Origin of the sequence: Paenibacillus polymyxa, assembly GCF_015710975.1 — a bacterium.
GTDB lineage: Bacteria > Bacillota > Bacilli > Paenibacillales > Paenibacillaceae > Paenibacillus > Paenibacillus polymyxa.
The window spans coordinates 3,821,143-3,834,401 of sequence record NZ_CP049783.1 but is presented as its reverse complement, the minus strand read 5'-3'; the positions used below and the strand labels follow the sequence as shown (position 1 = coordinate 3,834,401).

Annotated in this window: 12 protein-coding genes and 1 pseudogene; 2 read left to right on the top strand and 11 right to left on the bottom strand. The window is 44.6% G+C overall.

Going from position 1 to position 13,259, the window contains the following annotated elements:
* Positions 1-43: 43 nt before the first annotated feature.
* Positions 44-1,129, top strand: a complete 1,086-nt coding sequence (locus G7035_RS17180; RefSeq protein ID WP_019688035.1) for a coiled-coil domain-containing protein — start codon at positions 44-46, stop codon at positions 1,127-1,129.
* Positions 1,130-1,228: 99 nt separating this feature from the next.
* Here G7035_RS17180 and G7035_RS17175 read toward each other — a convergent pair.
* The 5 genes and pseudogenes from G7035_RS17175 to G7035_RS17155 all read right to left on the bottom strand — a co-directional run bounded on the left by G7035_RS17175 (position 1,229) and on the right by G7035_RS17155 (position 7,496).
* Positions 1,229-2,559 (bottom strand): annotated as a pseudogene (locus G7035_RS17175) (PhoH family protein).
* Positions 2,560-2,860: 301 nt separating this feature from the next.
* Positions 2,861-3,922 (bottom strand): LCP family protein, encoded by a 1,062-nt coding sequence (locus G7035_RS17170; RefSeq protein WP_016821561.1) that lies wholly within the window; start codon positions 3,920-3,922, stop codon positions 2,861-2,863.
* A 125-nt stretch (positions 3,923-4,047) separates the two neighbouring features.
* Positions 4,048-5,889, bottom strand: a complete 1,842-nt coding sequence (typA, locus tag G7035_RS17165) for a translational GTPase TypA (RefSeq protein ID WP_016821562.1) — start codon at positions 5,887-5,889, stop codon at positions 4,048-4,050.
* A 293-nt stretch (positions 5,890-6,182) separates the two neighbouring features.
* Positions 6,183-6,674, bottom strand: coding sequence for a hypothetical protein (locus tag G7035_RS17160; RefSeq protein WP_019688037.1), 492 nt, complete (start codon positions 6,672-6,674; stop codon positions 6,183-6,185).
* A 162-nt stretch (positions 6,675-6,836) separates the two neighbouring features.
* Entirely contained in the window at positions 6,837-7,496 is a 660-nt protein-coding gene (locus G7035_RS17155) for a TerC family protein (RefSeq protein ID WP_029515136.1), read from the bottom strand.
* Between the two features lie 217 nt (positions 7,497-7,713).
* On the opposite strand from G7035_RS17155, the gene G7035_RS17150 reads away from it, so the two are divergent.
* Positions 7,714-8,409, top strand: coding sequence for a TerC family protein (locus tag G7035_RS17150; protein ID WP_019688039.1), 696 nt, complete (start codon positions 7,714-7,716; stop codon positions 8,407-8,409).
* Between the two features lie 71 nt (positions 8,410-8,480).
* Here the strand turns inward: G7035_RS17150 and thiI are convergent, their stop codons facing one another.
* The 6 genes from thiI to G7035_RS17120 all read right to left on the bottom strand — a co-directional run bounded on the left by thiI (position 8,481) and on the right by G7035_RS17120 (position 13,233).
* Positions 8,481-9,707, bottom strand: a complete 1,227-nt coding sequence (gene thiI / locus G7035_RS17145) for a tRNA uracil 4-sulfurtransferase ThiI (RefSeq protein ID WP_019688040.1) — start codon at positions 9,705-9,707, stop codon at positions 8,481-8,483.
* Position 9,708: 1 nt separating this feature from the next.
* Positions 9,709-10,857, bottom strand: coding sequence for a cysteine desulfurase family protein (locus G7035_RS17140; RefSeq protein ID WP_019688041.1), 1,149 nt, complete (start codon positions 10,855-10,857; stop codon positions 9,709-9,711).
* A 154-nt stretch (positions 10,858-11,011) separates the two neighbouring features.
* Positions 11,012-11,710: a lytic transglycosylase domain-containing protein gene (locus G7035_RS17135; RefSeq protein ID WP_016821568.1), complete on the bottom strand. Its 699-nt coding sequence runs from the start codon at positions 11,708-11,710 to the stop codon at positions 11,012-11,014.
* A gap of 163 nt (positions 11,711-11,873) precedes the next feature.
* Positions 11,874-12,269, bottom strand: a complete 396-nt coding sequence (locus tag G7035_RS17130) for a hypothetical protein (protein WP_016821569.1) — start codon at positions 12,267-12,269, stop codon at positions 11,874-11,876.
* 41 nt (positions 12,270-12,310) lie between these two features.
* Positions 12,311-12,538, bottom strand: a complete 228-nt coding sequence (locus G7035_RS17125) for a DUF1540 domain-containing protein (protein WP_025365350.1) — start codon at positions 12,536-12,538, stop codon at positions 12,311-12,313.
* 188 nt (positions 12,539-12,726) lie between these two features.
* A complete protein-coding gene (locus G7035_RS17120; RefSeq protein WP_019688043.1) occupies positions 12,727-13,233 on the bottom strand; it encodes a YpuI family protein in 507 nt (168 codons plus the stop codon).
* Between the last annotated feature and the right edge of the window lie 26 nt (positions 13,234-13,259).

Genomic DNA, 13,259 nt, shown 5'->3' with positions numbered 1-13,259 from the left:
TTACCATTAGTCTTTTTCTGGAATACATAAAAGGGGAAACTAAATGAATAAACGAATAAAAATCGCGATCTGCACCCTGCTGGTCCTCATAATGATGCTGACTTCCATATATGTACGTCCTACTTTGGCCGCTCCCTCTCCTGAAGAAAATCAGATTTTACAAGATAGCCTGTCTATCGTGGAGATCGACCATGAAATCGAGCGGATTAGTCAGGAACAGCAGGCTCTTTTACAGCGTCAGCAGGAACTGCGTAGTAGTCTAGCTGATCAACAGGAGCAAATGAACCTACAACGTAAGCGTGCAGGTTCTGTGCTGCGATCTTACTATATGGGAGAAAGGGACAAGCTGCTGAGTGTAGTGCTAGGGGCTAAAAGTATAAAGCAACTTCTCTCTTTGTACGATTATTACTTATTATTGATCAGTCACGATCAGGATGTGCTTCAGGAATACGAAGCCAATTATCAATTTATGCGAAAAACAGAGCAGCAAGTCGCCCAAGCCACGACGGAATTGGGGACGGTTAAAACAAACCTACTGGCACAACGTAAACGGATTCTCCAACTTCAGTCGCGTGTAGATGACGGCGTTAACGCCAGCGATAATCCTGATACTCTACGCAAGTTAATTGGCGAAATGACAGCTTATTGGGAGAATGTAGGGGTATACGAGGTAAATAAACACTTTAAAGCATTAGCTCAAGCAATGCAGGATTTACCCCAATTCATTCAACAACAGCAAGGTGCTATGATTACAAATGGAAAAATCATTACGATAAGCATTCGTGAAGAAGAATTTAACCGTTTTTTAAAGTCAGAGAATGAATTGTTTAATCACTTCAACTTTTCCTTCGTGCAGGATCAGATTGTGGTAGAAGGTCAGCAAGGAACGATGGAATTGAGGGTAGAAGGTCACTATACAGTAGAGAATGAACCCAAAAATGCCATTCTATTTCATGTAGATCGACTGGTATTTAACGGACTGGAATTGCCGGACACGACTCGCAACAAACTGGAAGAAGATTTTGATCTCGGCTTCTATCCACAGCAGCTTATATCATACGTCAAAGCTACAGAAGTACATGCTTTAAAAGGTATTCTTGAAGTTAAGCTCGAATTAAGTTTTAAGTAAGTTTTTGCTCACCTACATTGTTCTGATTTTTGATATGAACAAAACAAAAGACCTCGGAATGTTCCCGAGGTCTTCATTATTTGTAATAACGATCAGGGATTATAACAGATCAGCTGCCAACTGCGCGAGCTTGGAGCGTTCTCCTTTTTCCAACATAATATGTCCGCTAATCCCTTCTTGCTTAAACCGCTCCACCACATAGGTCAAGCCATTACTGGCTGCATCTAGGTAAGGATGATCAATTTGCTCCGGATCTCCCATCAGAATGATTTTACTTCCCTCACCTACCCGAGACACAATCGTTTTGATCTCATGTCGGGATAAATTTTGCGCCTCATCGATAATAATAAATTGCCCAGGTATCGAACGTCCGCGAATATAAGTGAGCGCCTCCACCTGAATACTGCCCAAGCCCATCAAAATTTTGTCGATATCCCCAGATTTTTTGGCATCAAACAGATACTCCAGATTGTCGTAGATTGGCTGCATCCAGGGGCGAAGCTTTTCTTCCTTTTCTCCCGGTAAATAACCGATATCCTTGCCCATAGGAACAACAGGCCGAGCAATTAACAGTTTCTTGAAGCGATGCTCATCCTCTACTTTAAGCAGCCCCGCCGCCAGTGCCAGTAGCGTTTTGCCTGTACCTGCTTTTCCAGTAATCGTCACAAGAGGGATATCATCATTAAGCAAAAGCTCCAATGCCATCCGTTGTTGAGCATTACGCGCGCTGATTCCCCACACCGATTCGTTACTTAAGTACAAAGGTTCTAATCGCTCTGCCTCCTGATTTACTTTCAGCAGTGCTGATTTTCCAGTGCCCATTTCATCTTTCAAAATAACAAATTCATGTGGATACAGCGTATAAGGTAGTTTCAGTGGTTTGATTGGTAAAAAACGGTTAGAGTAAAATTCATCTATGATGGACGGATGCACCTGTATCGCCGAGTATCCGGGGTACAACTCACTTGGATCACCTGTTCTATCGGATAGGTAGTCTTCAGTCAGCAGCCCCAATACATCTGCCTTGATTCTGACTAATACGTCTTTACTAACCAACACCACTGAACGCGGATCAGATTGCTCCTGTTCTTCCAAATGATAATTTAAAGCAACTGCCAAAATCCGGTTGTCGTTCGAAACTTCCCCGAACATCTCCTGGACTTTCAAAAAACTCCGGTGGTTTAACTCAACCTTAAGCCTTCCCCTTGGGGAAGTGGAACGCCGCTGTGAAGATGCCCCACTTCTCTCAACCCGTCCAACAATCGCGATACATTACGGGCATTCCGTCCAATCTCATCCGCGTTGCGTTTTTTGGAGTCGATTTCTTCCAGAACAACAGCTGGAATAACAACTTCATGTTCTTTGAAGGTAAAAATGGCTTTCGGATCATGCAGTAGCACATTCGTATCCAGCACAAAAATTTTCTTCATTAAATCCCCTCCAAAGCGGCGTGGACAATCTCATGTTTCATACCTATACCTATTCACTGGCTACCCAATACTTGCTGATTCCCTGAAAAAAGAACCCCAAAACAGCATAATGCAACGAAAAGTGTAGCTGAAGATAGCCTCAGAGCCTGTACATTTTTAAAATTAGACACAAAAGGCCCAGTGATTGCTCACTGGACCTAGACTGGGTTCACTTTAAATTTAGACATACCTCAACCCCCTTATGCTATATAAGAGCTTTACTCGCTGCGAGTATAACATAAGCGGGGAAAAAGATACATACTCAGGAATTGGAAGAAGCTTCAGTGCTGTCGCTTGCTTTTTTGGCTAATTCCTCTTGTAGCGCTTGTTTGGCCAAATCGAGCTGTTGCTCATCAATGTACACATAAGGGCTACGCCACGTTCCTGATACAGGATTGTATTTTACATTTTGCTTGGAAATATTCCAATAGGTTTGTACGATATTTTTCATTTGCTGTGACTCGATATCAGTCATCATATTCTTATCAACCGATTTAATAATTGCACTAAACTTGGTCAAAGCATTAAAGGATTGCATTTGGTCAATTAGGGAATGAAGCACCTGATTTTGTCGACGATTGCGATCAAAGTCGTCAGATTCAGCCGTTCTCGGACGACAATTCGACTTGCGGTAGCGAACAAAATCAAGAGCTTGGTCACCGTTCAAATGCTTGGCCCCAGCTGTCAAGTTAATATCGGTGCCATCAGCACGGTCTCGATAACACATATTTTTATCAACCGTTACATCTACGCCACCTAGATTATCTACAACATCTCTAAAGCCCTGGAAGTTAATAACCGTTACATAATCAATATTAATGTTTAAATATTTGCCGATCATCTTCTTCATTTGCTCTTCAGCAACTTCACCAGAGTCTTTCTCTCTAGCCTTAAACACCGGATAATACTCATTCAGCTTGCGTGGTTTATACCCATCCATTTCTAGACGCGTATCACGAGGCAAGGACACAATGGTAGACGATTTTGTACTAGGGTTCAATGTAGCTACCATAATAACATCTGACAAATACGTCGGATGGTCAGGGCGATAGTCGGTTCCAAGCAATAAAATAGTCAAAGGCTTAGCCTCAGCCAGTTGCGTTTTGGGCACTTCCTTGTTGATTCCAGTATCCAAAACTTCCTCTACCTGATTGTAAATATAGTAGGTATAACCACCTGCTGCCAAGATACCTATAATGAGTAGAAATAAGACAAACTTCATAAACGATCTGAAAAAGCTTTTTTTCTTTTTCGTTTTTTTCGGTTTGGCGGATTTTTTCCCGCTTTGTGTCCGGGGAGGCAATCCATTCGAAAGATTACTCATGCTTCAACACCTTTTCCTGCGTTTTGAGAAATATAGCTTTCTCCAAGTTTACAATCCTAAAACACATACAGCGGCGCATCCCATTTCCGGGCGTCGCCGCTGTGGCCAAAGACCAATCCTATGAATTAACTATTTGCTTGTGCTGTTTTACGTTGTTTCTCCGCACGCTCGCGCTCACCTTTGTTCAAGATCTTTTTACGCAAACGAATGGATTTAGGAGTGATTTCACAATACTCATCATCATTCAGGTATTCAAGCGCCTGCTCCAGAGAGAAGATAACAGGTGTTTTCAATTTAACTGTATCATCTTTTGTTGCGGAGCGAACGTTTGTCAATTGTTTTTCCTTACAGATGTTAACGACAATGTCGTTATCACGTGTGTGCTCACCAACGATCATACCCTCATAAATTTCAGTCCCTGGCTCCAAGAACAAAATACCACGATCTTCTACGCCCAGCATACCATAAAATGTAGAGGTGCCGTTTTCCGTGGATACGAGTACACCTTGATGACGTCCACCTACTTGACCGCCAACAAATGGTCCATAGCTGTCAAATGCATGGTTCATTACACCGTAGCCACGAGTCAAAGTAAGGAAGTTTGTAGTGTAACCGATCAAACCACGTGCAGGGATCAGGAATTCCAAGCGAACCTGTCCAGTACCGTTATTAATCATGTTGACCATTTCGGCTTTACGGGAGCCCAGGCTTTCCATAACTGCACCCATGCTTTCTTCCGGAATATCAATGAGGAGACGTTCGATTGGCTCCATTTTTTTACCGTCAATTTCCTTAACGATAACTTCCGGTTTGGACACTTGCAGTTCGTAACCTTCACGACGCATGTTTTCAATCAGGATTCCCAAATGCAATTCACCACGTCCAGATACAATAAAGGCATCCGGGCTATCGGTTTCATCAACACGCAAGCTGACATCTGTTTCGAGTTCTTTCAGAAGACGCTCACGCAATTTACGAGATGTTACCCACTTACCATCGCGACCTGCGAAAGGACTGTTGTTAACCAAGAAGGTCATTTGCAGTGTAGGTTCATCAATTTTCAGTACAGGCAACGCTTCAGGATGATTTGGATCGGCAATGGTTTCACCAATGTTGATGTCCTTAATCCCCGCGATCGCCACAATGTCACCAGCGCCTGCTTGATCGGTTTCAATCCGTTTCAGTCCTTGGAAGCCGAACAACTTCTCAATACGCGCTGATTTACTGCTGCCATCACGTTGGATAACTGTAACCGCTTGTCCCTGCTTGATGATACCGCGGTTCACCCGACCTACTGCAATTCGGCCCAGGTATTCGTTATAGTCCATCAGTGTTACGAGGAATTGAAGAGGCTCATCTACTTTCTCAGTTGGAGATGGAATATGCTCTACCACTGTTTCGTACAATGCTTGCATGTTGTCATCTTGCTTTTCAGCATCCAAGCTGGAGGTTCCGTTCAGTGCCGAAGCGTACACAACAGGGAATTCTAATTGATCATCATTTGCACCCAGCTCGATGAACAGATCCAGTACTTCGTCAATGACTTCTGCTGGACGCGCTGCCGGACGGTCAATTTTATTGACTACAACGATAGGCGTCAGATTTTGTTCCAGCGCTTTACGCAGTACGAATTTCGTTTGCGGCATGCAGCCTTCGTAAGCATCAACGACGAGCAAAACGCCGTCAACCATTTTCATGATCCGTTCCACTTCACCACCAAAGTCGGCGTGTCCCGGTGTATCTACAATGTTAATCAGGTAATCTTTGTAAGTGATAGCTGTATTTTTAGCCAAAATCGTAATACCGCGTTCACGTTCCAGATCGTTGGAGTCCATGGCGCGCTCCTGAACAGCCTCGTGTTCTCTAAATGTTCCAGACTGTTGAAGCAACTTATCGACAAGTGTCGTTTTTCCGTGGTCGACGTGGGCAATAATCGCAATATTGCGAATGTTCTCTCTTGCATGCATGGTTTGTATCCATATCCTTTCCGTATATCAAAATAGTGTCTCTATCCTGAAGCAATGCTCATTCAAGGCTAACAATCGTTCTTTAGGCCCACTCCCTGCCAGCCTTCTATATGTTTCAGGCTTTATACAGACAGCTTCTCTCTCCGATTCGCGTGAAAACCTTAAAATAAGCGTCAGAAATCATTCCGACGCTCTTTTCATATCCATTATATTATAGTAGAAATATGTCATAAAGCAAGACATTATTGCCTGTTCCGTAATTTACCGCCATGAAATCTGCACAGCTTGTCGGTTTACCAGTTGCGTTTGCTACGGTTGTTTATGACCAACCAGATTCCAGCTCCAATCAGCAAAACGGCAATAATATACATGATGCCTGTACTTAGCAAGGTAATAATTAATAATAGCACCGATATCAAGCCTAATAGCACGCTCCCTGTGTATACATTGTGAGATAGCGAAATATCATTAATGGCATACTCCCATAATCCAATCGCCACACCTAGAAGGAACATAGGCCATAAGTAGACCATTAAATGCCATCCCCAAGTATTGCAGAGAAAAAAGAGGAAGCCGTATACCGACAAAATCCCTGCCGGCAGCAACATATAGGGTGATACCTTGCGCATCATATACATTGCATGCAGCACGATTCCAGGTATTAAAATCAGCAAGGGCCAAAGATTGCGTCCCAAGAAGGAGAACGTCCCCAATTTCCCCAACAAAATAATCAGTCCTACGGCAACAATGCCTACTCCGATCATACGCTCTTTTCCGGAATTCATCGTGGTCTCCTTTGTTTGCTTGATTTGTTTTTGAGTCATTAAATGTAGTTGTTTTTAAGTACACTTTTATGAATATAGAGTTTTTACAAAAACCGAGCAAACTCCCCGGCATCTGCAAAACCCTATGTCTAGTTTAGCCGATGTTTTCCAAAAAAACCACGTTCAAATATGACGGGCCCGTAGCTGTCGATATATTCCTGCAATGACAACTGCTACGGCCAGCAAGAGCGGTAACCATGCATGTATAACCTCACCCATGTCTGCTAACCATATGCCCAACTTGGGATCACGCAGTAGCATTTCTCCTGCCGTAAAGGCCAGAATGGCAGATCCCAGCAGAACAAGGATCGGGAATCGATGAAGCCAGATTGCTATCACATTGCTGCCCCAGACGACAATCGGAATACTAATTGCGATACCAATGACTATAATAGCAATGTCCCCATTGGCTAGAGCTGCAATAGCTAATACGTTATCTAGACTCATCACAAAGTCTGCTACTAATATCACTTGTATTGCCTTCCAAATGGTTGTTTCCGCTCTTACTCCTACATGATCATCATTCTCATACAGCAACTTGAATGCAATCCATAACAGAAGTAAACCGCCCGCCGCCTGAATAAAAGGTATGCCCAGCAAAATAACAGCTACAAAAGTCAACACACAGCGCAGAAGGACCGCACCGACTGCCCCCCACCATATTGCTTGACTTCGCTGCCTTGCAGGCAAGTTTTTGCTCGCCATGGCTATAACAACTGCATTATCACCGCTTAGCACCAAATTAATCATTAATATTTTCAATAGCAAAATGATATGCTCCATATGTACAAACACCCCCATCCTACATGTATGCGAAATCGGACGAGGCTATGCTTGCAGGCATTTCAAATAAGTCATCATTTATTAATAACTGATATCCAATTTGTTGAGTATATACCTTGAATTCAATAACAAACAGCAATATAATGAATCGTATTTCCGAAAAACGGGTATTAACATAAACAACATGCAATGTTTTTGATGATGTTTAATCAGGGAGATGAGAACGATTGACATGTCTGTACTTCAGTTCTTTTGGCTATTGCTTAATGTAATATTTATTGACCTTCTACTCGCAGGAGATAACGCGATTGTAATTGGGCTTGCCGCCAGAAAGCTGCCTCCTGCAATGCAAAAAAAAGCGATTCTATACGGCACCGGGGGTGCCCTTCTCATCCGCATAGCAGCCACTATTGTGGTACTCTGGTTGCTCCAAGTACCGTGGTTGTTACTCATTGGGGGTATGATGCTAGTCTGGATCGCGTATAAGTTGCTTGTGGACCAAGAGGATCATGCTGAAGTTAAAGCAGGCACAACGCTATGGGGTGCTATCCGCACCATTATTATCGCCGATGCGGCAATGGGTCTGGACAACGTGATTGCTGTTGCTGGCGCGGCCCAGCAACATTTGATACTTGTAGTACTGGGCCTGTTAATCAGTGTGCCGATCGTTGTATGGGGAAGCACTCTTTTTATCAAGCTGATCAACAAATTCCCATGGATCATCTATTTAGGATCGGCTGTGCTTGGTTATACGGCCTCTAATATGATCACTGAAGAACGTAAGCTGGCACCATACTTTACGGAGCATCCGGCGCTGCGTATCTTGTTTATTGCCACCGTTATGGCTGGCATTTTGCTCACAGGGTATCTTCAAAATCGCAGAGCAGTATCCCGTCGAGAAAAAGCCATCTGAAAGAGGTTTCAAAAGGACCTCACCCAAATAAAAAGGCAGACCCCAACATTGTTGCGGGTCTGCCTTTTTTATTAAAACCAATCTTCCTGTATAACTTCCTCTTTACGCCCCTCTACAGCTCCACCTGCCTCAAGGACAACCGTCTCCGTTGTAGCTACAGCCTGATCGATCAAAGCATTTAAATCCCGAATAGAGGCTTCAATCTTCTGCACTACCCACAAATTCGGATTGGTCGTGGGAGATTTGGGAACAAACAATGTACAGCAATCCTCATACGGGAGAATGGATAAATCGTAGGTGCCAATTTGCTTAGCGATTTCTGTGATCTCCTGCTTATCCATCATGACGAGAGGTCGCAGCAAGGGGAGTTCCGTCGAACGACCAATCACATTCATGCTGGATAGCGTTTGACTAGCAACTTGACCCAGACTGTCGCCCGTCACGAGTGCCAATGCTCCTTCACGCTCTGCCAGCATTGTTGCAATTCGCAACATAGACCGCCTCATTAGCGTAATAATCAAATTATCCTGCCCAGTGCGAGTAAAGGCCGTCTGCACCTCTGTAAACGGCACAAGGTGGATTTTGATTCGGCCCGCGTAGCCTGCTAATACTTTTGCCAAATCAATAACCTTTTCTTTCGCACGCTCACTTGTAAATGGATAGCTATAAAAATGTACACATTCGATTTCCAAGCCTCTACGCATGGATGACCATCCTGCTACCGGACTGTCAATTCCACCGGACAGCAGCAGCATAGCTTTGCCGTTCGTCCCTAACGGAAAGCCCCCTACAGCCATAATAACATCACTAAAAATATATGCCGCCTGCTCTCTTACCTCCACACGCAGCTCAATATTAGGTTGACGTACATCGACCCTCAGCGCCGGAAAATTCCGCAATAGAGGAGAACCAATTAAATGATTCATCTCTTGTGAAGAATGGGGAAACCCCTTCCATACTCTGCGGGCATTTACCTTGAATGTCGTTCCCTCGTCTACGTTCAGCTCATGCATTAAAGCTACAGCCGTCTCAATGATAGCATCTAACTCAACAGGCGCCATTTTGACAGGGCTAATCGTCGTGATGCCAAACACCTTTTGCAATACTTGAATGATCTGTTCATAAGGCTCTCCCCCGAGAACCACATAAATCCGTCCAAATTCCTTGCGCAAAGAAGCACCTGGAAAAGGCTTAAGCAGCAGTTTTACGTGTTTCAGTACAGCCTTTTCAAAACGAGCACGATTCTTCCCTTTTAATGTAAATTCGCCGAAGCGAAGTAACAGCATATCATAGTGCATTTTAACGTTTCCACCTTTCAAGGGATTCCAGCTTGGCTACAGCCTGTCGAAGTGCGAGTATGAGCTCGTCGATATCCTGTTCCGTATGTTCATCACCAAAGCTGATACGAATGCCGCCGGCTGCTTCTGCCTCATTGCGGCCCATCGCCAGCAGTACCCGGCTGGGCTCGGCTAATTTTGAAGAGCAAGCCGATTTGGTGGACACTGCCACACCCAATTGCTCCAGCGTATGCAGCAGTACCTCGGCCTTCATGCCCGGATACGAAAAGTGGACAATATGCGGCGCTTCTTTCCCACTGTTCAGCCGCAGTTGAGGGATTGTTTTCACTTCTGCGACCACCCGTTCTCTCCACTCGATCATGCGCCGTGCAGTCTCTGCTTGTCGTTCGCCCGCCAGCCGTACCGCCTTAGACATACCGACAAGCAGTGGTACATTTTCGGTACCCGCACGAACCCCTTGCTCCTGAGAGCCGCCACTAAGCAGTGGGAAAAGCTCTACACCTTCTCGAACGAATAGCAACCCCACACCTTTGGGTCCACGTAGCTTATGCGCTGAAAGGCTATACAGATCAGCTTGCCACCCCCGGATATCAACCGACAGCTTTCCAAACCCCTGTACACCGTCAATATGAAATAGGACTCGGGGGAATCGCTTTTTCAGCGCGGCTCCGATATCATGTAATGGTTGCACCCTTCCCGTCTCATTATTGACATGCATGATACTGACTAAAATCGTATCTTTACGAACAGCTGCACAAACCTGTTCGGCAGTCACATGACCTTCCTCATCCACAGGTAAAAAAGTAACCTCAAAACCCAAATTTGTTAGCTGTTTGCATGCTTCATACACAGACGGATGCTCTGTCGATACAGTAACGATATGTTTGCCTCTGGTCTGATACTGCAAAGCTGCTCCCTTAACGGCAAGATTATTACTTTCCGTTGCCCCGGATGTGAAGACAATCTCCGAAGGAGATACTCCCAAAGCTGCAGCGCATACTTCGCGCGAGCGCTTAATCAACTTATCCGCGTCCTCTCCATACCGATGCATGGAAGATGGATTGCCATAATGGCGTCTCATTACCTCGGCAACGGTTGTAATCACCTCTTCAAAAGGCGGAGTTGTCGCGGCATAATCAAAATATTTCATCAAACTCCCCTTTCTGCCCCACAACTGCTACAACAAAAAAGACCAAAACAGGGAAAGGCCGCTTCATTACAGCGACACCCTTTCCCCATATTGATCCTGTCTGCGGACCTAATCGAATTGAAATTACGCACTTTTATGCTATAAGCTATAGGGCTTAGATGGTATATTTTTCACGTGCATTCTGAATTTTGGAAATATATCTTTGCGTTTCTACCGGAAGCTTGTCCAGTACAGACATCAACTGCTCATCACTACTTACTCCAAGCCGCTGCACCCGTCCAGGACCTGCATTGTACGCAGCCAGCGCCATATTTTCCTGTCCGTTAAAACGTTTAATCTGGTAAGACAAATAGCGTACGCCAGCATCAATATTTTGTGCAGGATCATAGGGGTCACTAACTCCCAGACCTTGAGCTGTAGCATCCATCAACTGCATAAGTCCTTTGGCTCCGGCCGAAGAAGTAACCGATGGATTAAATGAAGATTCCGTATCAATAACTGCTTTAATCAAAGCTACCGGAACGCCGTATTTCTGACTTGCCTCATTAATCAAACTATCATACGCTGTAGCTTTTGTAGGTCCGTCCGTTGCCGCATTGGAAGAAGCTGGATATACTGCCAATGGTGAAGCCGTTCCCCTCGAAGGTCCCAGTTGAAGCCAGAGCAAGCCGTTTTCATCTCTGGTAACATCGCCTGAATTTTCTTGAGTGACAGCATCATCTGTTTCCAGCTGACCTACTTGTTCCAGCAATCCAGAAAAAGCATCCGCTGTACCCGTCTGAGTCGTAGCACTCATATTATTTAACAGCTGCATGTCTAACATGGATTTGGACACGCGCGGATCAATTTGCATGTGGTGTTCCCAACTTTCTATAGTTGTTATATCCCAAATAGCTTGTCGTTATTGCTATGATACAACTTTTTACTATGTACTTCCATACTTTTTAATGAAAAAAAGCTCCGTTTCTGTCGAAAAGACAGCGGAGCTAAGATATCGGAACCTTTACCCAACAGGGTTAGCGCACAAACGGGATAAAAGCAAAATAACTCAAGGTTGCCAATGCGCCAAGACCAATCGACCAAATACCGGTTGTTTTACTGCCATTTACATAAGCAAAAAATCCTAAAACTGCCGCAATGGGTCCCAGCACAATAGACCACATAAACAATGATGCGATACCAGCAGCCAGCCCAATATAGCCGGAAATACGACCACTATTGTTTATAACCTGCTCTTCACCCTTGTTCTCATGTTTGGTCACAACTGGCGAGCCAGGAGCAACCTCTGCGGCATATTCCTCACGATGATGGCGGCGCTTGGCAGAGCGCTCCTGAACGTGACGAGGATAATCTACACGTTCACGGCTAACATGCTCTTCATTCTTATGCTTATCGTTTTCATGATCTTCCATAATTCCTGCACCTCCAAATGGAAATGAATCGCGTAATAAATCTACAGAGACTTCGGCTTAAAGGTGTGGCAACAGGTTGCAGCAGACGTTGCAGCCTTATCACGTTCTTCTGAACTAAAGCTTTCCCCCGCATATTCTTCTTTAAATTTTTTCCCGGCATGACCATCTACTTCAATCATGATCAAATCTGCCTTGCAAAAGTTGTTTTCTCCCCAATAATGGCAATTGGCTACACTGCACTTTACGATTGGCTTGGCCTCTTGGCTCATGATCATCACCTCGGATTCATTGTCCCCCCGCTCGTCTGCACCTATGCGTTCATGGCATATGGCAGTTGGTGACATACGAAAAAAGCCGCTTCCCTTCGTCTCCTCCAAACTGGCAGGAAACAAGTAGAAAACGGCTTGCTTGTCTTGTTTTAGTTTTTGATTAGAAATGAATTTCTGGATTGAATGCTTTAGGCATGAGTACGACGAGTCTGCATCCGGCGCTGTGTCAAATAATCACTTTCATAATAAGTCAGATCATCACGCAATTCTTCAAAGTTTTTCGTAATGTCCATGATCACTTCGCGTGCGGCTGGCACTGTCGTTTTACGGAAGCGGATAGCATCTTGTCCCGTATAAGCATAGCGTCCGTCCTCTGCGTAAGATTCATTTTTGGGATAAAAAAAGCTGTTCACGCAGTCATGGTATACGTTATACAATGCCTTTTCCGCAAAATCGACGTCAAAGTTGGCACGGCGCAAAGCCACACCCAACTTTTCATAGGATACTTCGGAAAAAACAAGGACATGGCGGAGATCCGACAAAAAACCTTTGTAAAAAAGTACGGACTCCTCATTGCCATCCACAGCCAGTTGCGGCAGAGCATGCTCATTGAGGAATGTTTCCACACGTTTTACGGCAGTTTTCAGTCTCTCCTGCGCCGACTCACATAATTTTTGTACGTTGACTGCTGACATCAAGGCAGCTCCCCCTTATTTGTTGC

Bases quoted from the DNA above. Each gene is read 5' to 3' on its own strand.
- G7035_RS17180 (WP_019688035.1), top strand. From the start codon at position 44: ATGAATAAACGAATAAAAATCGCGATCTGCACCCTGCTGGTCCTCATA.
- G7035_RS17170 (WP_016821561.1), bottom strand. From the start codon at position 3,922: ATGAGTAATCTTTCGAATGGATTGCCTCCCCGGACACAAAGCGGGAAA.
- typA (WP_016821562.1), bottom strand. From the start codon at position 5,889: ATGCATGCAAGAGAGAACATTCGCAATATTGCGATTATTGCCCACGTC.
- G7035_RS17160 (WP_019688037.1), bottom strand. From the start codon at position 6,674: ATGAATTCCGGAAAAGAGCGTATGATCGGAGTAGGCATTGTTGCCGTA.
- G7035_RS17155 (WP_029515136.1), bottom strand. From the start codon at position 7,496: ATGGAGCATATCATTTTGCTATTGAAAATATTAATGATTAATTTGGTG.
- G7035_RS17150 (WP_019688039.1), top strand. From the start codon at position 7,714: ATGAGAACGATTGACATGTCTGTACTTCAGTTCTTTTGGCTATTGCTT.
- thiI (WP_019688040.1), bottom strand. From the start codon at position 9,707: ATGCACTATGATATGCTGTTACTTCGCTTCGGCGAATTTACATTAAAA.
- G7035_RS17140 (WP_019688041.1), bottom strand. From the start codon at position 10,857: ATGAAATATTTTGATTATGCCGCGACAACTCCGCCTTTTGAAGAGGTG.
- G7035_RS17135 (WP_016821568.1), bottom strand. From the start codon at position 11,710: ATGCAAATTGATCCGCGCGTGTCCAAATCCATGTTAGACATGCAGCTG.
- G7035_RS17130 (WP_016821569.1), bottom strand. From the start codon at position 12,269: ATGGAAGATCATGAAAACGATAAGCATAAGAATGAAGAGCATGTTAGC.
- G7035_RS17125 (WP_025365350.1), bottom strand. From the start codon at position 12,538: ATGAGCCAAGAGGCCAAGCCAATCGTAAAGTGCAGTGTAGCCAATTGC.
- G7035_RS17120 (WP_019688043.1), bottom strand. From the start codon at position 13,233: ATGTCAGCAGTCAACGTACAAAAATTATGTGAGTCGGCGCAGGAGAGA.